The sequence below is a fragment of the Stenotrophomonas sp. YAU14A_MKIMI4_1 genome (genome assembly GCF_003086855.1).
Classification (GTDB): domain Bacteria; phylum Pseudomonadota; class Gammaproteobacteria; order Xanthomonadales; family Xanthomonadaceae; genus Stenotrophomonas.
Map to the genome: position 1 here is coordinate 98,222 of NZ_CP025998.1, position 17,163 is coordinate 115,384.

Annotated in this window: 15 protein-coding genes; 11 read left to right on the forward strand and 4 right to left on the reverse strand. The window is 69.0% G+C overall.

Translation table 11 applies throughout. From position 1 onward, the window contains the following. The first annotated feature begins 7 nt into the window (after positions 1 to 7). Positions 8 to 544 (forward strand): GNAT family N-acetyltransferase, encoded by a 537-nt coding sequence (locus C1931_RS00385; protein ID WP_108755008.1) that lies wholly within the window; start codon positions 8 to 10, stop codon positions 542 to 544. Between the two features lie 46 nt (positions 545 to 590). Further along, the gene (locus tag C1931_RS00390; RefSeq protein ID WP_108755009.1) at positions 591 to 1,598 is read left to right on the forward strand and encodes a DUF4272 domain-containing protein; all 1,008 of its coding nucleotides are present in this window, start codon (positions 591 to 593) and stop codon (positions 1,596 to 1,598) included. 75 nt (positions 1,599 to 1,673) lie between these two features. Here the strand turns inward: C1931_RS00390 and C1931_RS00395 are convergent, their stop codons facing one another. Then, entirely contained in the window at positions 1,674 to 2,330 is a 657-nt protein-coding gene (locus C1931_RS00395; RefSeq protein WP_108757602.1) for a DUF480 domain-containing protein, read from the reverse strand. Positions 2,331 to 2,432: 102 nt separating this feature from the next. Here C1931_RS00395 and C1931_RS00400 point away from each other — a divergent pair, with 102 nt between their 5' ends. The 5 genes from C1931_RS00400 (at position 2,433) to plsB (ending at position 9,022) form a co-directional block, all read left to right on the forward strand. Beyond that, entirely contained in the window at positions 2,433 to 3,356 is a 924-nt protein-coding gene (locus C1931_RS00400; RefSeq protein ID WP_108751735.1) for a 5'-nucleotidase, lipoprotein e(P4) family, read from the forward strand. After that, positions 3,353 to 4,078 (forward strand): orotidine-5'-phosphate decarboxylase, encoded by a 726-nt coding sequence (gene pyrF / locus C1931_RS00405; RefSeq protein WP_108755010.1) that lies wholly within the window; start codon positions 3,353 to 3,355, stop codon positions 4,076 to 4,078. The genes C1931_RS00400 and pyrF overlap by 4 nt, the downstream gene beginning before the upstream one ends. A 215-nt stretch (positions 4,079 to 4,293) precedes the next feature. Beyond that, positions 4,294 to 5,109, forward strand: coding sequence for a serine protease (locus C1931_RS00410; RefSeq protein ID WP_108755011.1), 816 nt, complete (start codon positions 4,294 to 4,296; stop codon positions 5,107 to 5,109). A gap of 317 nt (positions 5,110 to 5,426) precedes the next feature. Next, positions 5,427 to 6,386 carry a hypothetical protein gene (locus tag C1931_RS00415; RefSeq protein ID WP_108755012.1) on the forward strand — a complete coding sequence of 320 codons (960 nt, stop codon included), beginning with the start codon at positions 5,427 to 5,429 and terminating at the stop codon, positions 6,384 to 6,386. Continuing rightward, entirely contained in the window at positions 6,386 to 9,022 is a 2,637-nt protein-coding gene (gene plsB / locus C1931_RS00420) for a glycerol-3-phosphate 1-O-acyltransferase PlsB (protein ID WP_108755013.1), read from the forward strand. The genes C1931_RS00415 and plsB overlap by 1 nt, the downstream gene beginning before the upstream one ends. 136 nt (positions 9,023 to 9,158) lie before the next feature. Here the strand turns inward: plsB and C1931_RS00425 are convergent, their stop codons facing one another. After that, positions 9,159 to 9,362 (reverse strand): YdcH family protein, encoded by a 204-nt coding sequence (locus tag C1931_RS00425; RefSeq protein ID WP_079224582.1) that lies wholly within the window; start codon positions 9,360 to 9,362, stop codon positions 9,159 to 9,161. Between the two features lie 91 nt (positions 9,363 to 9,453). Between C1931_RS00425 and ttcA the strand changes: the two genes are divergently transcribed. From ttcA to C1931_RS00440, 3 genes are read left to right on the forward strand one after another with little or no spacing between them, the layout of a single operon-like run. Then, positions 9,454 to 10,341, forward strand: coding sequence for a tRNA 2-thiocytidine(32) synthetase TtcA (ttcA, locus tag C1931_RS00430; protein ID WP_199912391.1), 888 nt, complete (start codon positions 9,454 to 9,456; stop codon positions 10,339 to 10,341). Positions 10,342 to 10,379: 38 nt separating this feature from the next. Further along, positions 10,380 to 11,285 (forward strand): recombination-associated protein RdgC, encoded by a 906-nt coding sequence (locus tag C1931_RS00435; protein ID WP_108747982.1) that lies wholly within the window; start codon positions 10,380 to 10,382, stop codon positions 11,283 to 11,285. Between the two features lie 59 nt (positions 11,286 to 11,344). Continuing rightward, positions 11,345 to 12,124 carry a SprT family zinc-dependent metalloprotease gene (locus C1931_RS00440; RefSeq protein ID WP_108755015.1) on the forward strand — a complete coding sequence of 260 codons (780 nt, stop codon included), beginning with the start codon at positions 11,345 to 11,347 and terminating at the stop codon, positions 12,122 to 12,124. 114 nt (positions 12,125 to 12,238) lie between these two features. On the opposite strand, the gene C1931_RS00445 is transcribed toward C1931_RS00440, so the two are convergent. After that, a complete protein-coding gene (locus C1931_RS00445) occupies positions 12,239 to 13,102 on the reverse strand; it encodes a methylglyoxal synthase (protein ID WP_108755016.1) in 864 nt (287 codons plus the stop codon). Positions 13,103 to 13,267: 165 nt separating this feature from the next. Here C1931_RS00445 and C1931_RS00450 point away from each other — a divergent pair, with 165 nt between their 5' ends. Continuing rightward, entirely contained in the window at positions 13,268 to 15,730 is a 2,463-nt protein-coding gene (locus tag C1931_RS00450) for a response regulator (protein ID WP_234412854.1), read from the forward strand. On the opposite strand, the gene C1931_RS00455 is transcribed toward C1931_RS00450, so the two are convergent. Further along, a complete protein-coding gene (locus tag C1931_RS00455) occupies positions 15,716 to 17,161 on the reverse strand; it encodes an FAD-dependent oxidoreductase (protein ID WP_108755017.1) in 1,446 nt (481 codons plus the stop codon). The genes C1931_RS00450 and C1931_RS00455 overlap by 15 nt on opposite strands. Between the last annotated feature and the right edge of the window lie 2 nt (positions 17,162 to 17,163).

Sequence of the window (17,163 nt, forward strand, 5' to 3'; positions counted from 1 at the left end):
CCTGCGCATGCACCCCATCGAAAGCGAACGCCTGCGCCTGCGCGCCCTCGAGCCGGATCGCGATGCGGCGCCGATGCTGGCGCTGCTCAACGATCCCGGCTTCCTGCGCTTCATCGGCGACCGCAACGTGCGCAGCGAGGAACAGGCGCGCGAGTACATCGCGCTGCGGGTGCTGCACAGCTATGCGTTGAACGGGTTCGGCATGTACGCCATCGAGCGGCTGTCCGATGGCGCCTGGCTGGGCAATGCCGGTCTGGTGCGGCGCGATGGCCTGCCGGGGCCGGATATCGGCTATGCGGTGCTGGCGGCGTTCGGCGGCCAAGGCTATGCCAGCGAGGCGGCGCGGGCGGTGTTCGCGCATGCGCGTGCGGAGCTGGGCATCGAGGAACTGTACGGCATCACCGACCTGGACAACGTGGCCTCCGGGCGCATCCTGCTGGGCCTGGGCATGCAGGAACGCGGGGTGATCCAGCTGCCGGGCGTGGACGCGGCCAGCCGCTTGTATGCCACACCGGGCGCTGCGGCGGTTCAACAGCCAGCATGAGCCAGTGGAGTAAGGTGCAGGTCTGTTTTCCTGCACGGATGCTCCGATGCTGATCAACGCGTATTCCACCCTCGGCTACGTACTGGCACCGCCACCACAGGCCGACGCTGCCAACGTCCGTGGTCTGGATGACCCCGCACTGGCCCCGCACCTGGGCGGCTTCGTGAACTACGTGCTGGGCCACGGCGACGGGCAGATGACCGCCGCGCGCTATCACCTGATGCGGCACGTGCAGCGCGTGCGCCAGCACTATCTGTTCGAGCTGGCCGAAGCCGATCTTGGGGCGCTGCAGCCTTGGCTGCTCCAGGCCAACGCGGTGTGCTTCCTGGAAGATGGCAGCGTCCGCGATCCGGCCGGCAAGGTGCTGTTGGGTGACGCGCTCGATCCGCAGGCGCAGGTGCCCTATCCCGTCGACGCCGAGCAGCGCCGGGCGCGCAGCCAACAGCAGCTGCAGGCCCACGCGGTGCATGCCCCGCCGTCATTGCCACCCGTGGTGGGTGCGGCCGAGGCACAGCTGCGCGCGCCTGCCCAGGTCTGGGCCAGAGCGCAGGCGCTGCTGGCGTGTGCGCTGCGCGCCGAGGCGCTGCAGGCCGGTGACCCACCGTTGAGCCTGGCCGAGTTGGCCGAGCGCCTGCCGGCCCTGCCCGAGGCCTTGAGCCCGGCTGAGGCCACCTTCATCGAGCACGGGGACGCCGAGGCGGCTCTGCCGTTCGGATGGCGCTACGAGAGCCTGGCCGTGCTGCTGTGGGCGCTGGGCCTGTCCGAGGTGTTGCCGTGGCCGCAGGCGACCTGTGCCGTGCCGGATGTGGTGGGTGCCCTGCTGCAGAAGGCTGACAGTGGCAGCGAGCCTGCGGCCTTGCGCGATACCGCCGAGCTGCTGGATGCGCTGGATCTGCACTACCGGCTGCACTGGGCTGCGCGTGAGGCCCAGCGCCAAGGTGCGCCGATGCCCGGTGCGCTGGAGGGCGGCGTGATCTACGAGCGCCACTACGCGCTGAACTGGTTGTTCTGCTTTGAACAGGCCGACTGGGACGACGTGGATACGCCGACCTGAGTCTGCGGGGCGAGGGTGGTCAGGCCGCCCTCGCTGGTATGGCACCGTGCCGACCAACGGTCGGCACCCACCCCCTCAGCCGCGCAGTGCAGCCAGCTGCGCCTGCAGTTCTGCCACGGTGGCCTCCAGCTGCTCCACCCGGGCCAGCAGGTCCGGGTCGGCGCCGGCGGGACTGCTGCCACCACCGCTGCCGGCGTATTTCGCCGCCAGGGCCGCGCCATCCACTTCACCGCACAGCAGGTGCATGTAACGGTCTTCGCGCTGGCCGCTGGCGCGCGGCAGCACCAGCAGCAGGCCACGCTGCTGCAGGCGTTCGATCGCGTGGCGGGCTTCGTCGGTATCGGCGAAACGGTGCAGGCGCTCGCTGCGCGTCACCAGTTCGCCCAGGGTCTGCGGCCCACGCAGCAGCAGCAGGGCCAGCAGCACGGTCTGCTGCCGGGTCAGGTCCAGCGCGGCCTGCAGGCGGTGCTCGTAGCGGTCGGCGCGCGACGAGAAGTGCTGGCGGGCCAGGCCCAGCGTCTCCAGCTGGCGCAGGGCGTGCTGCACGCTGCCGGCATCGAGGTTCATCACCGGCTCGCGGGCGGTCTTCTGGTTGGCCGCCGACTGCGCAGCGTTCACCGTCAGCGGATAGGTGTCCGGCGTGGTCGCCTCCTTCTCCACCAGGCAGCCCAGCAGGCGGGCCTGGATGGCGTCGAGCAGGGGAACGTCGGGGGTCGGGGCGGAATCGGTCATGGCAGCCTGCAGCACGCAACGGGTGAACCGGGAAGCATAGCGGCCCCGGTGGCGTCTTTGCCGGTAAAATGGGCCGGTATATCTGAATGCCGGTGAATCCTGATGCGTCGTCCCGTTGCCCTGTCCCTGAGCCTGCTCGCCACTGCGGCGCTCGGCCTGTCCGCCTGCAAGCGCGTGGATGCGCCTGCCGCTGAAGCCGCCGCCCCGGAGGCTGCGGCCGCCACTGCCAAGGCAGAAGGCGCGCCCGATGCCACCGCCAACGACAACCTCAATGCGGTGCTGTGGATGCAGCGTGCGCAGGAATACAAGGCGATCACCGAGCAGACCTACCGTGCCGCCGCCGACCACCTGGACGTGGCGCTGAAGGAAGCCCATTGGGACGCCCTGGTGCCGGAAGAGCGCGGCAACGATGCCAAGGGCCTGAAGCCGGCGGTGGTGCTCGACCTGGATGAGACCGTGCTGGACAACTCGCCCTACCAGGCGCGCCTGGTGCGCGATGGCAAGGAATACGACGAGCTGAGCTGGGACCAGTGGGTGGCCGAAAAGAAGGCCAAGGCCATTCCCGGCGTTGTCGATTTCGCCAAGGCCGCCAACGCCAAGGGCGTGACCCTGCTGTACATCTCCAACCGCGCCGTGCACCTGAAGGACGCGACCCTGGCCAACCTGCGCGAGCAGGGCCTGCCGGTGGCCGATGACAGCGTGTTCCTGGGCCTGGGCACCGTGGTGGAAGGCTGCGAGCAGGCCGGCAGCGAGAAGAACTGCCGCCGCCGCCTGGCCGGGCAGAAGTACCGCGTGCTGATGCAGTTCGGCGACCAGCTGGGCGATTTCGTCGAAGTGACCGCCAACACCAACGAAGGCCGTGACGCGCTGCTGCAGCAGTACCACGACTGGTTCGGCGAGCGCTGGTGGATGCTGCCGAACCCGACCTACGGCGGTTTCGAGCCGGCCCAGTTCAACAACGATTACAGCCAGTCGCGCCAGGCCCGCCATGATGCCAAGCGCGCCGCGCTGGACTACGCACCGTGAGCCGCGCGCCCCTGCCGCTGCGCGCTGACGAGCGCCTGATCTTCGCCCTGGACGTGCCTGACCGCGTGCAGGCGCTGGAGTGGGTGGACCGTCTGGGCGACAGCGTGGCGTTCTACAAGATCGGCATGGAACTGCTGGCCTCCGGCGAGTACTTCCAAGTGCTGGACGAACTGGCCCGCCGCGACAAGCGCGTGTTCGTCGACCTGAAGTTCTTCGATATTCCGGCCACCGCCGCCGCGGTGATCAAGCGCCTGTCGCAGTGGCCGGTCAGCTACGCCACCATCCACGGCTGGCACCCGGCCATGATGGAAGCCTGCGCGGCCGCCAACAGCAGCGACATGCGCCTGCTGGCGGTGACCGTGCTGACCTCGATGGGCCGTGCGGACCTGGCGCAGATGGGCATCGACCGCGAACCGGTGGACGTGGTGGTCGAGCGCGCGCTGGCCGCCCAGGCAGCCGGCATCGACGGGGTGATCGCCTCGGGCCAGGAAGCCGGTCCGATCCGCGCCGCCACCGGTGCCGGGTTCTCGATCGTCTGCCCGGGCATCCGCCCCGGTGGCCCGGTCGGCGATGACCAGAAGCGCACGGTGGGCGTGGCCCAGGCTTTCGCCGACGGTGCCGACGCTATCGTGGTCGGCCGCCCGATCCGGCTGGCGGCCGATCCGCAGGCCGCCGCACGTGCCATCCAGCAGGAAATCGTGGCGGCTCTGGCTGCCCGCTGAGCCTGCCGGCGACGTACCGCACTTCCGCACCCCGAACGCCATCCCACCCACCGTGGGATGGCGTTCGCATTTGTGCGGATGATCCTGTCGCAAGCATCCCCAGCGGCGAAAACTGTGCGCGGGTCGGCGCAACGGCGCGCCGCTGTGCTTCCCAATCGGTGAACCGGCACGGCCTCTGGCTGCCGGCCCACTCACGAAGAAGGGAGTACACCTACATGGATCGCAATACCCTGTTCCTGTTGGCCGGCCTGCTCGCCGCGTCCAGCACCGCCAGTGCGGCGCCGGCACTACGCGAAACGCCGCGCATCATCGGCGGCGAAAGCGCCCAACCGGGCCAGTACCCGTTCATGGTCAGCCTGCAGGGGCTGTCCTACGGCGATACCGACTACGACCGGCACTTCTGCGGCGGCACGCTGATCTCACCGTCCTGGGTCCTGACCGCCGCCCATTGCGTGCAGGGCGCACAGCCGGCTGCGCTGGCGGTGCTGGGCGGCGCCACCGCGCTGTCCACCGAAGCCAGCCCGCGGCCCTCGAACGTGCGCGCCCTGCACGTGCACCCGGCGTTCAACAGCGGCAGCGCGCTGGAACACGACGTGGCCCTGATCCAGCTGGACGCGCCGCTGGCCGACGCCGAACCGGTGCAGTTGCGGCTGCGCCCGGATGCCAGCTACCTCAAGCCCGGCCGCGATTTCACCGTGATCGGCTGGGGCACCACCGAAAGCGGCGCCGACGCCTTCCCCACCCATCTGCAGACCGTGCAGGTGCCGTTCGTGCCCTTCGCCGAGTGCCAGCAGGCCTACGCCGGCGAGCTGTCGCGCGGCAAGGTCATCTGCGCCGGTCGCGAAGGCATGGACAGCTGCCAGGGCGATTCCGGCGGGCCGTTGCTGCTGCGCCTGCGCGAAGGCTGGACCCAGTTCGGCATCGTCAGCTGGGGTGAGGGCTTCGCGCTGGCTGGCTATCCCGGCGTTTATGCCCGAATCGCCGAAAAACATGCCGTGGATTTCATTGAAGCGGTGTGGCAGAAGAATTGAGTCAATAAAATCAATTATTTAACTTGTGTTACATGAAGTATTGCCTGAACTTGAAGGTCGGCGTAGCATCGCCGCCATCCGGCCTCGTGCCGGAACCGTGCGACACCTTGTCCTCCGGCCTTGTGCTGGTTTGAAGAGCCTGCGATCCCGGTGATCCGGGCTCTTTTTTTTGTATGCCTGCGCAGTGGCGTCAGCGCCCTTCTGCCGGGCCGCGGAAGGGATCGGACCCCGGTCTGCGCGGGAAACCGTGACCGTGCGGCTTGCCGCTGTCACCTCGCAGGCCGCAAGATGCGGACCGGTCCGGGGAGTCCGAATGCATGAGCGTGGCAAGGGCAGTGCAAACAAGGTCTGCGCGTTACGGGGGGCTGTTGGCCGTGCTGCTGCTGGCGGTGGCCGCCTGCCGCCAATCCAGCCCGGACGCCGTCGCGCCTGCCGCTGAGCCCGTCGCTGCGGTACAGGCCATGGCCCAGCGCCTGGCCGAAGATGATCTGGTCGGTTACGCCAGGCTGGCCGTACCGCCCAGCCAGTACCAGAGGCTGCAACAGGCCTGGGACGAAGGCCACAGCCAGTGGCCGCTGACCGAACTGCCGCTGGGCGACCAGTTGCTGCCGATGCTGTCGGCCCTGCGCGAACCCGATGCCGGCCCCCGCTTGCAGCGCAGCTTCGACCGCCAGCTGGCCGGCCAGGCCAGCGCGGTGCGCCAGGCCGCGCAGTCGATGGGCAACTTCGGGGTGCAGTACCTGCAGCACCAGAAGGGCTACACGCCCAGCCAGCAGGCGCACTACGTGCAACTGGTGCAGACCCTGGCCCTGTGGGCGCAGGGCGCCCCGATCAGCGACCGTGCGCGGGCGCGCAGCACCATCAGCGCGCTGGTCGGCGCCGCCGGCAAGGTCGGCTTCGGCGACGAGGACGGCCTGCGTGCGGCCGGCATGGAAGGCAGCCTGCAGCAGCTGGCACCGTTCATCCACACCCTGAAGGCCGTGCTGGCCAGCTACGGGCTGGGCGTGGACGAAGCGCTGCGCAGCCTGCAGGGCGAGCTGCTGTCGGTGCAGGGCGACAACGCCCTTGTGCGCATGACCTACGAACTGGCCGGCAGCACCCTGACCCTGCAGTTGCCGCTCAGCCGTCGCGAAGGCCACTGGTACCTGACCCGTACCCTGGCCGATACCGACGCCCTGCTGCGCCAGGCCGATGCCGCGCGCGCGGCCGCCGCACCGGCACCCACCGCGGCCCCGGACGCGGCCGGGGAAGCGGCAACACCGCCGCCTAAGCCATAATGGCGCCGATGTCGAAACAGAACCCGCTGCCGTTCCCCGGCGAAGAATCCCAGACGACGCCCGCCGAAGCAGTGCCGGCGTCCCCCTCGACCGGCACCGGCCCCAACCCGGTACCGCCGCCTGCGGCTGCGCGCGCCGCGGGCCGCCGCCCGTTGTGGGCGCGGCTGCTGGGCCGGCTGGTGGAACCGTGGCTGTCGCTGAAGATCGAACCGGAAGATCCGGGCCAGTACAACGACGGCCGCCCGGTGGTCTACGTGCTGGAAGACTACGGCCTGTCCAACGCGCTGATCCTGGACAAGGCCTGCCGCCAGGCCGGTCTGCCCTCGCCGCTGGTGCCGCTGGCCGGTGACCCCACCGGCCGCAAGCGCGCCTACCTGGCGCTGTCGCGGCGCAGCTCCAGCAATTCGCTCATTCCAGAGCAGCGCGGCGCCAAGACCCATTCCGATTCGCTGGCCAAGGTGCTGCAGGCGCACCGCGTGCGCGACGATCTGGACGTGCACCTGGTGCCGGTCTCGATCTTCGTCGGCCGCGCGCCGGACAAGCAGAGCGGCTGGTTCGCGGTGCTGTTCTCGGAAAACTGGGCGCTGGTCGGCCGCTTCCGCCGCCTGCTGGGCCTGCTGCTGAACGGCCGCAGCACCATCGTGCGCTTCGCCCCGCCGATCTCGCTGCGTTCCACCGTGGACGAGGGCCTGGAGCCCGAGCGTACGGTGCGCAAGCTGCAGCGCGTGCTGCGTACCCACTTCCGCCGCATCCGTGAATCGGTGATCGGCCCGGATCTGTCCACCCGCCGCCTGCTGGTGGACCAGGTGCTGGCCGCCGAAACGGTGCGCGAAGCCATTGCCGCCCAGGCCAAGCGCGACAATTCCAAGCCCGCCGAGGCCTGGAAGAAGGCGCATGCCTACGCCTGGGAAATCGCCGCGGACTATTCCAGCCCGGTGGTGCGCTCGGCCAGCTTCATGCTCAGCCACGTGTGGAACCGCATCTACGCCGGCGTGCTGGTGCACCACCTGGACAAGTTCAAGGCCGCCGCGCCGGGCCACGAAGTGGTGTACGTGCCCAGCCACCGCAGCCACATGGACTACCTGCTGCTGTCCTACCTGCTGTACGACCGTGGCATCGTGCCGCCGCACATCGTGGCCGGCATCAACCTGAACCTGCCGGTGGTCGGCACCCTGCTGCGCAAGGGCGGTGCGTTCTTCATCCGCCGTTCGATCCGCGGCAACGCGCTGTATTCGGCGGTGCTGAGTGAATACGTGGCGCAGCTTGTCGCTGGCGGCTATTCCATCGAGTACTTCGTCGAAGGTGGCCGTTCGCGTACCGGCCGCCTGCTGCAGCCCAAGGGCGGCATGATCTCGATGACCCTGCGCGCCTTCCTGCGCCAGCCGCGCAAGCCGGTGCTGTTCCAGCCGGTCTACATCGGCTATGAAAAGCTGATGGAAGGCGGCAGCTACCTGGATGAACTGTCCGGGCGGCCGAAGGAAAAGGAATCGATCTGGCAGCTGCTGTGGGGCATCCCCAAGGTGCTGAAGCAGAACTACGGCCAGGTGGTGGTGAACTTCGGCGAACCGATCGCGCTGAACGACGTGCTGGCTGAAAAGGCGCCGGAGTGGAACGGCGAGGCCGTCTCGGAAGACGAGAAGCCGAGCTGGCTGTCCAGCACCGTCGATACCCTGGCCGAGCGCATCCAGGTGCGCATCAACGGCGCCGCCGACGTCAACCCGATCAACCTGCTGGCGCTGGCGCTGCTGTCCACGCCCAAGCACGCGATGGGCGAGGCCGACCTGATCGCGCAGATCGAGCTGTGCAAGACCCTGCTGGTCGAGATGCCGTATTCGGACCGGGTGACGGTGACCCCGCACTCGCCGGAGCGCATCATCGCCCACGCCGAGGAAATCAACGTCCTGACCCGCATCAAGCACCCGCTGGGTGACGTGCTCAGTGTCAGCGGCGACACCGCGGTGCTGCTCAGCTACTTCCGCAACAACGTGCTGCACCTGTTCACCGCGTCCTCGTGGGTGGCCTGCTGCTTCCAGAACAACCGCCGCATGAGCCGCACCGGCCTGGTGCAGCTGGGCCGCACGGTGTACCCGTTCCTGCAGGCCGAGCTGTTCCTGCCGTGGAGCGAAGATGAATTCGCCCAGCGCATCGAGCAGACCATCGACGTGTTCGTGCGCGAAGGCCTGCTGCAGAACATCAATGACGATGACGGCGGCATCCTGGCGCGCAACACCGGCCAGACCGACGAAGTCTTCCGGCTGCGCGCGATCGGCCATTCGCTGCAGCAGGCGTTCGAGCGCTACTACATCACCATTTCAGTGCTGGTGAAGAACGGCCCGGGTGTGCTCGGTACCGCGGAACTGGAAAGCCTGTGCCAGCAGGCGGCGCAGCGCCTGAGCCTGCTGTACGCCCCGGCCGCGCCCGAGTTCTTCGACAAGACCCTGTTCCGCGGCTTCATCCAGAAGCTGCGCGAGCTGCGCCTGGTCTGGCCCGACGAGAACAGCAAGCTGGTGTTCGACCAGCGGCTGGATGCCTGGGCCAAGGATGCCAAGTTCATCCTGGGCCGCGAGCTGCGCCACACCATTGAGCGGGTCAGCCCGGAAGCGGCGCGCCCGGACGAGCCGACCCCGCAGGCCTGACGGCAGCGCCGGGCCTCGCCCGGCGGCGATGGGTAGGTGCGGACCTTGGTCCGCACACCTTCCACGCGTGCCAACCAAGGTTGGCACCTACCAGGCCAGGAGGCCAACCAAGGTTGGCACCTACCGGAACGGGCCGTTACGCCGGTTCGTCGGGAATCTGCAGGCTTTCCAGCTTGGCGATGCAGTCCTTCAACTGCAGCTTGCGCCGCTTCAGGCGCTTGGATTCCAGTTCGTCCTCGCCATTGGCCGCCATGCGGGTGATCTGTTCATCCAGCACGCGGTGTTCGGCGCGCAGGGCGACCAGGCGTTCGACGATCTCGGCGGGGCTGTAGGTGTCCACAGTCTGCGAGCATACACAGCGACGATGACGACCGGGAGAGGGGAATTCCGACCCCCGGTCCGGGCGGCCGCAAGCCGTTAGAATGGAGCGCATGAGTGCTGTGATCTCCCTTCCCGACCCGGTGCCGCGCGCGGTGCGCGATGCGCGCGTGGGCGCGGTCGGGCATGACGCACTGGAACGGCGCCTGCGCCGCCAGGTCGGCCAGGCCATCGCCGATTTCGGCATGATCGGCGCCGGCGACAAGGTCATGGTCTGCCTGTCCGGCGGCAAGGACAGCTACACCCTGCTGCACCTGCTGCTGCAGCTGCAGAAGAAGGCACCGGTGCCGTTCGAACTGGTGGCGGTGAACCTGGACCAGAAGCAGCCGGGCTTCCCCGAACACGTGCTGCCGCAGTACCTGGCCAGCCTGGGGGTGGCGTACCAGATCATCGAACAGGACACCTATTCGGTGGTCAGCCGGGTCATTCCCGAAGGCCGCACGATGTGTTCGCTGTGCTCGCGCCTGCGCCGTGGCGCGCTGTACGCCCATGCCGAACGGCACGGCTTCACCCGCATCGCGCTGGGCCACCACCGCGACGACATGGTGGCCACCTTCTTCATGAACCTGTTTCACCACGCCAAGCTGTCCGGCATGCCGCCGAAGCTGCGCAGCGACGATGGCCGCCACGTGGTGATCCGCCCGCTGGCCTACGTGCGCGAGCACGACATCGCCGCCTATGCACAGGCGCGCCAGTTCCCGATCATTCCCTGCAACCTGTGCGGCAGCCAGGAAAACCTGCAGCGCCGCCAGGTGGGCCTGATGCTGAAGCAGTGGGATGCCGACCACCCCGGCCGCGTCGACCAGATCGCACGGGCCATGGGCCAGGTGCATCCCTCGCAGCTGGCCGACCCCGCATTGTTTGATTTCATGGCGTTGGACCGTGGCAGTGCACCGCCACCGCCCGATGACCACGCACCCGCACAGATATCCGCTGCCTGAGCGGAATCGTCCTTTTTCCTCTTGCCTTCCGGAATTCCATGTTCTTTCGCAACCTGACGTTCTTCCGCTTCCCGACCGCCACTGATTTTTCCGAAGTCGATACCCTGTTGCCGCACGCCCTGCTCAAGCCGGTGGGTGCGCTGGAAATGAACTCGCGCGGCTTCATCTCGCCGTTCGGCCGCGAGGAAAAAGAACAGCTGTCGCACCGCATCGCCGACCATCTGTGGCTGACGGTGGGGGGTGAAGACAAGATCCTGCCGGCAGCGGTGGTGAACGATCTGCTGGAGCGCAAGCTGGAAGAGATCGAAGAGAAGGAAGGCCGCCGCCCGGGTGGCCGCGAGCGCAAGCGCATGAAGGACGACCTGCTGCACGAACTGCTGCCGCGCGCCTTCGTGAAGTCCTCGCGCAATGATGCCTTCATCGATCTGCAGCACGGTTACGTGGTCGTGGATACGTCCAGCCGCAAGACCGGCGAATACTTCATGTCCGACATCCGCGGCCTGCTGGGCAGCTTCCCGGCCATGCCGCTGAACGCCGAAGTAGCGCCGCGCTCGATCCTGACCGGCTGGATTGCCGGCGAACCGCTGCCCACCGGCCTGAGCCTGGGCGAAGAATGCGAGATGAAGGACCCGGTGGAAGGCGGCGCGGTGGTGAAGTGCCAGCACCAGGAACTGCGCTGCGACGAGATCGACAAGCACCTGGATGCCGGCAAGCAGGTCACCAAGCTGGCGCTGATCTTCGAAGACAACCTGTCCTTCGTGATCGGCGACGATCTGATCGTGCGCAAGCTGAAGTTCCTCGACGGCGCCCTGGACCAGCTGGAGCACGCCGACGAAGACGGCCGCCGCGCCGAGTTCGACGCCCGCTTCGCCCTGCAGAGCGCCGAGATCCGCCGCCTGTTCCTGCTGCTGGAAGAGGCCTTCAAGCTCAGCAAGGCTGACTGAACAGGCACCCCGTCGGCCGCCGGTCATCCGGCGGCCGCGCACGGCGCTATGCTGGGCACATGAGCCGCCTGCTGCGCCGCCTGATCGGCACGACCCCGCCCGCCACCGTGCAGCGCGATACCGTGCGCCTGCGCCTGGAAGATGCCGAGATCGAGGTGCTGCGCGTGCGCGACCCGCGCGCCCGCCGCATCAAGCTGAGCGTGGACGAGCGTGGCGCGCGCCTGACCCTGCCGCCGCGCGCCAGCCTGGTGATGGGCGAGCGCTTCCTGGAACAGCACCGCGACTGGCTGGCGCTGCAACTGCGCGTCTACCAGGACAACGGCCTGCCGGCGCCACTGCAACCGGGTGAGCCCGGCGAGCTGCCGCTGCGCGGCGAGCTGCTGCCGGTGCGCTGGCAGGAAGGCCGCTACGCCCGGCTGGAGATCGACGAACACGGCGCCTGCGTGCAGTGGCCGACCCGTGCCGGCGATGCCACGCTGCGGCGCCTGCTGCGCGAGTTCTACGAGGCACAGACCCGCGCCGATGTCGGCCGCTGGCTGCCCAAGTACCTGCCGGGCCTGCCGCGCGCGCCCAGCCGCGTGCGGCTGAAGGTGATGTCCTCGCAGTGGGGCTCGCTGGCCCCCGATGGCAGCATGGCGCTGGACCTGGCGCTGGTGCTGGGCCGCCCGGAGGCGTTCGAGTACGTGCTGGTGCACGAGCTCTGCCACCTGATCCAGGCCAACCACTCGCCGGCGTTCTGGCAGGAAGTGGAACAGCGCTTCCCGGCCTGGCGCGAGCAGCGCGACTACTTCCAGCTGGAAGGCCGCCGGTTGAAGGCCATGCTGCGCCAGCTGGTGTAGCGTCGAGCTTGCTCGACGGTGCTTGGTTCAAGCATCGCGCTGTTGCTGTTGTAGCGTCGAGCTTGCTCGACGGCTCTTGGGTCCAACACCGCGCCCAGTCGAGCAAGCTCGACTCTACTTGCGCCTTGCGGCTGCGGTCGCCCAACGCGCGGCCACCTGCGGTGCGGTGATGCACACCGCCTGGTCGGTCACGGTGGTGACAGCGCGTTCCAGCAGCTGGATGTCGGCTTCATGCTGGCGTGCCACGTGCGGGTCCTCGAAGAAGATCGCGCGCTGGCACAGACCCTCCAGCACACGGTCGGCAATCTGCGCATCACCGCCCATCGGCCCGCTCTGGTAGCGGGTCACCCACGGCGTATCCGACGGCCAGCCGCGGCTCCACGCCAGTTCGTTCAAGCGCTGGCCGGTGGTGCCGGTGGCCACCCGCTCGCCGAACCGGGCCAGCACATCGAAGTGCGTATCGGCGAAGGCGAGCATGGCCGGCTTCATCGCATCGTGGGCAATCAGCGCCAGCGTCTGCTGGCCGAAGGCATGCAGGTCATCGGCGCCCGGGTCGGCGGCCAGGCCGGCATGCACGCGTTCCACCTCCACCCAGTCACGCGCGGTGGCCACCGTGGAAATGAAGGGCTTGCCGTGGATCACGCACTGCCGCTTCAAGGCCGTGGCTTCGGGAAACACCGAGGACGGATCGACCGGATCGATCAGGTAGATGGCGCCATCCAGCACGCGATCGCCGCCCATGCCGACCACTTCCGCCACCAGCTTCATCAGTCCGCCCTGGCGACCGTACGGATAGCGGCGCAGGCCTTCGTAACCGGCCAGGAAGCCATGCCGCTCGATCGCATCGTGGGTGCGGCCCACCGCATGCAGCGACACGCCCAGCTGGCGCAGGCCCGCTTCGCTGGCGCGCAACCAGCGGAACAGCGCCGCACGGGGATCATGGTGGTGCAGACGGTTGGCGGCCAGGCCGATGCGCATCGTGGGTTCCAGTAGATGGTAGAAGCGGCAGTGTATGTCGTGATCAGCGCGCCAGAGCGGCTTTTGCAAGTTTCCTCATTGTCGTGCCGATCCCAGTCGCTAGCGTGACGGCAGGGCACCGAGCGGTTTCGCTGCCTGCTTGCCCGCGCCAGAGAGGATGCCAACGTGATCGTTGCCGGCCGTGCGGCCCGGGCCCTGCTGGCCATGCTGGCCGCGATGCCCGCCGCCTACGCCAAGGACGCGTGCCAGGGTCCTTGGTCAGTGGCCTATCCGGCCGATCGTCCGCCCCTGTCGATGGTGCATGAAGGCCAGCCCGCCGGCGTGCTGGCCACGTATCTGCAGGCCCTGCAGCAGCACGATCCCAGCGTGCAGGCCAGGCCGGTGCCGGCTGCCGCGCTGTCCGCGGGCCAGCTGCCCGTCGGTACCCAGGCCATCCTGGGCTGGCCGCGTGCACAGGTGCCGGCAGGCTGGGTCAGCAGCCACAGCTACCTGCAGGTGCCGCAGGTGATCGTGCGCCTGCGCGGCGCGCGTCCGGTCCTGGGCCTGGGCGACCTGCAGGGCGCCACGGTCGCCAGTCCCGAGCGGCAACCGCTGGCCCGGCATCTGCGCGAACAGGCCCCGTACGCCCTGCTGTTGCCGCCAGCGCCGGTGGACAAGGCCTTCGACCTGCTGGTGGAAGGGCGGGTGGATGCGGTGGTGGTGAACCTGGCCGAAGCCAGCGCCGCGCTGCAGTTCTACGGCGATGTGCTGCGGGTGGCCGCACCGGCCGGCTTCAGCGATGCGCTGGTCATGGCCACCGTGCCCGAATGCGCAGCGCGGCTGGCCCGCCATGCACCGCTGCTGCAGGAACCGTCGCCTGCCGCGCAGGCCGAGGCGCTGGCGCGCTGGACGCCGCTGCAGGCGCAAGCGCGGCCGCCGCCGCAGCGGGCGCTGCGCTGGCTGGTACCGCTGCTGCTGGCTGCAATGGCCTTGGCGCTGGTGCATGCCTACGGGTTCTGGCGCCTGCACCGCGAAGGACTGCAACGGCAGCGGCTTGAACAGCGTCTGCTGGATGTCACCGCCAGCCTGCCTGCGGTGGTGTTCCGCGCCCGCCGCAGCAGCAGCGGCGTGTACAGCGTGCCGCACATTGCCGGCGATGTGCATGCCCTGTTCGGGGTCAGCGTGGATACCGCGCGCATCGATCATGCGCAGCTGATGGCCGCCGTGCATCCGGACGACCGTGCGCGGGTGCTGGCACATGTCGATGCCGCCGCCCTGGTGCGCGGCCCGATCGATGTCAGCTTCCGCAGCCGCGGCCGCCGCGGCTGGCGCTGGGTGCGCTCGCGTGCGCAGCCGATGGCCGTGCGTGGCGAGCAGACCGGCGACATGGAATGGACCGGCTACTGGATGGACGTGACCGACGCCCACGACCGGGCGCGTGCCTTGGAGGACGCACGCCAGGAAGCCGAGCAGGGCGCGCTGGCCAAGACCCATTTCCTGGCCACGATGAGCCACCAGATCCGCACGCCGATGAGCACCCTGCTGGGCCTGCTGGAACAACTGGGCAGCACCGCGCTCGATGGTCGCCAGCAGCAGGCGCTGTGCAGCCTGGACGAGGCCGCTACGATGCTGCGGCAGATCCTGGATGACGTGCTGGACAGCCAGCGCCTGCAGCCGCAAGCGGCGGCGCTGGCGCCCCAGCCCACCGACCTGCGCGCCCTGCTGCTGGGCGTGCAGCGGCTGCTGGCGCCGCTGGCGGCCAGCAAGGGCCTGTACCTGCGCTGCGAAGTGGATCCTGCCCTGCAGGCCGGTTGCTGGGTGGATGCGCTGCGCCTGCGCCAGATCCTGATGAACCTGGTTGGCAACGCGCTGAAGTTCACCCTGGACGGTGGCGTGGAACTGCGCGTGCAGGTGCTGCCGCAGACATCGCCGCAGCAGGGCGATGGCCAGCAGGTGCGGCTGCAGGTGGCCGACACCGGGGTCGGCATCAGCCCCGCCCGGCAGCGGGCGGTGTTCCGTGCCTATACCCAGGCCGAAGCGTCCACCACGCGCCGGTTCGGCGGCAGCGGTCTGGGCCTGGCGATCTGCCACGAGCTGGCCGCCACCATGGGCGGCCAGTTGCAGCTGCGCAGCCGCGTGGGGCAGGGCAGCACGCTGTGGCTGGACCTGTGGCTGCCCGCCTGCACGCCGCCCGCCGCACTACCGGTACCGGCGCGGCCGGGGCCGTCGCAGCGGCTGCCCAGCGTCGATGTGCTGGTGGCCGAGGACCATCCCACCAACCGCCAGCTGCTGGTGAACCGTCTACGCGGCCATGGGCTGCGGGTGCAGGCCGTGGCCGATGGTGCGCAGGCGTGGAAGGCCTGGCAGGCGCAGTCGTTCGCGCTGGTCGTCACCGACTGCCAGATGCCGGGCATGGATGGTTTCGCGCTGGCCCGCGCGATCCGTGCCGATCCCCGCCCGGGTGCGGCGCGGGTGCCGATCATCGCGCTCAGTGCCAGCGTGCTGGCCAGTACCCGCCAGGCCTGTGTCGACGCCGGCATGGACCGCTTCCTGGCCAAGCCGGTGGCGGCGCACGACCTGCACGCGGCCGTGGCCGACCTGCTGGCCACGCCGCTTCAGCAGGGCACGACGGTGTCAGCTGGCCAGTAGCCGCACGATGCTGGCGGCCGCATCGCGCCCTTCGGCCACGGCGGTCACCACCAGGTCGGCACCGCGCACCGCGTCGCCACCGGCGAACAGGCGCGGGTGTGCGGTCTGGTACGGCAGGCGCTGCTTGCCACCGGCCACGATGCGACCGTTGCCCTGGCTTTCCACCCCGTGTTCGGCCAGCCACGACGGCAGGGTGGGCGAGAAGCCAAAGGCGATGATCACCACGTCGGCCTCCAGCAGCGATTCACTGCCGTCGATCGGCACCGCGTTCTGGCGGCCATTGGCATCGGGTTCGCCCAGGCGGGTCTCGACCACGGTCACGCCGATCACTTCATCGTCGGCACCGGCTTCGATCGACAGCGGCTGGCGGTTGAACAGGAAGCGCACCCCCTCTTCGCGCGCATTGGCCACTTCGCGCGCGCTGCCCGGCATGTTCGCCTCGTCACGGCGGTAGGCGCAGGTAACCTTGGCCGCGCCCAGGCGCACGGCACTGCGCACGCAGTCCATGCCGGTATCGCCGCCGCCCAGCACGACCACGCGCTTGCCGTTCAGATCGGGCAGGGCAATGGTGTCTTCCCAGCCGGCAATCGGCCGGCCCTTGGGGTCATCGCCGCTGACGATGCGGCTGTTCTGCACCAGGAACGGCAGCGCCGGCAGCACGCCCTTCAGGTCCTGGCCAACCAGGCCGCCGTCGGTGTAGCGATACGCACCGGTGCCGACGAACACCGCGTCATGGCTGTCCAGCAGCTGCTGCACGCTGATATCGCGGCCGATCTCCACGCCCAGCCGGAACTGCACGCCCATGCCCTCCAGCACTTCGCGGCGGCGGTGGATCACATCCTTGTCCAGCTTGAAGCTGGGAATACCGAACTGCAGCAGGCCACCAATCTGCTCGTAGCGGTCATAGACCACCGCGGCAATGCCGGCGCGGGCCAGGCGGTCGGCGCAGGCCAGGCCGGCCGGGCCGGCGCCGATCACCGCCACGCTGTGTCCGGTGGGCTGCACCGCTTCCAGATCGGGGCGCCAGCCGGTGGCCAGCGCGGTATCGACGATGTACTTCTCGACTGCGCCAATGGTGACCGCGCCGAATTCCTCCAGCGTGCAGCTGCCTTCGCACAGCCGGTCCTGCGGGCACACCCGGCCACACACTTCCGGCAGCGGGTTGGTGCTATGGCACAGCGTGGCCGCTTCGTGGATGCGGTTTTCCTGCACCAGCTGCAGCCACTGCGGAATGGCGTTGTGCACCGGGCACTTCCAGCTGCAGTAGGGGTTGCCACAATCCAGGCAGCGCCCGGCCTGGTACTGGGCGTCTTCCTTGCCGAATTTTCCGTACAGCTCGCCCCAGTCGCCGGAGGTGCGCAGTTCCACGGGAATGCGCTGCGGCATGGTGCGGGGCAGGTCGAGGAACTGGAAAGCGTGCTTGCGGCTCATGA

What these genes read in the sequence shown, in the direction of transcription:
- C1931_RS00385 (WP_108755008.1), top strand. Translation starts at nt 8, where the DNA reads ATGCACCCCATCGAAAGCGAACGCCTGCGCCTGCGCGCCCTCGAGCCG.
- C1931_RS00390 (WP_108755009.1), top strand. Translation starts at nt 591, where the DNA reads ATGCTGATCAACGCGTATTCCACCCTCGGCTACGTACTGGCACCGCCA.
- C1931_RS00395 (WP_108757602.1), bottom strand. Translation starts at nt 2,330, where the DNA reads ATGACCGATTCCGCCCCGACCCCCGACGTTCCCCTGCTCGACGCCATC.
- C1931_RS00400 (WP_108751735.1), top strand. Translation starts at nt 2,433, where the DNA reads ATGCGTCGTCCCGTTGCCCTGTCCCTGAGCCTGCTCGCCACTGCGGCG.
- C1931_RS00410 (WP_108755011.1), top strand. Translation starts at nt 4,294, where the DNA reads ATGGATCGCAATACCCTGTTCCTGTTGGCCGGCCTGCTCGCCGCGTCC.
- C1931_RS00415 (WP_108755012.1), top strand. Translation starts at nt 5,427, where the DNA reads ATGAGCGTGGCAAGGGCAGTGCAAACAAGGTCTGCGCGTTACGGGGGG.
- plsB (WP_108755013.1), top strand. Translation starts at nt 6,386, where the DNA reads ATGGCGCCGATGTCGAAACAGAACCCGCTGCCGTTCCCCGGCGAAGAA.
- ttcA (WP_199912391.1), top strand. Translation starts at nt 9,454, where the DNA reads ATGAGTGCTGTGATCTCCCTTCCCGACCCGGTGCCGCGCGCGGTGCGC.
- C1931_RS00435 (WP_108747982.1), top strand. Translation starts at nt 10,380, where the DNA reads ATGTTCTTTCGCAACCTGACGTTCTTCCGCTTCCCGACCGCCACTGAT.
- C1931_RS00440 (WP_108755015.1), top strand. Translation starts at nt 11,345, where the DNA reads ATGAGCCGCCTGCTGCGCCGCCTGATCGGCACGACCCCGCCCGCCACC.
- C1931_RS00445 (WP_108755016.1), bottom strand. Translation starts at nt 13,102, where the DNA reads ATGCGCATCGGCCTGGCCGCCAACCGTCTGCACCACCATGATCCCCGT.
- C1931_RS00455 (WP_108755017.1), bottom strand. Translation starts at nt 17,161, where the DNA reads ATGAGCCGCAAGCACGCTTTCCAGTTCCTCGACCTGCCCCGCACCATG.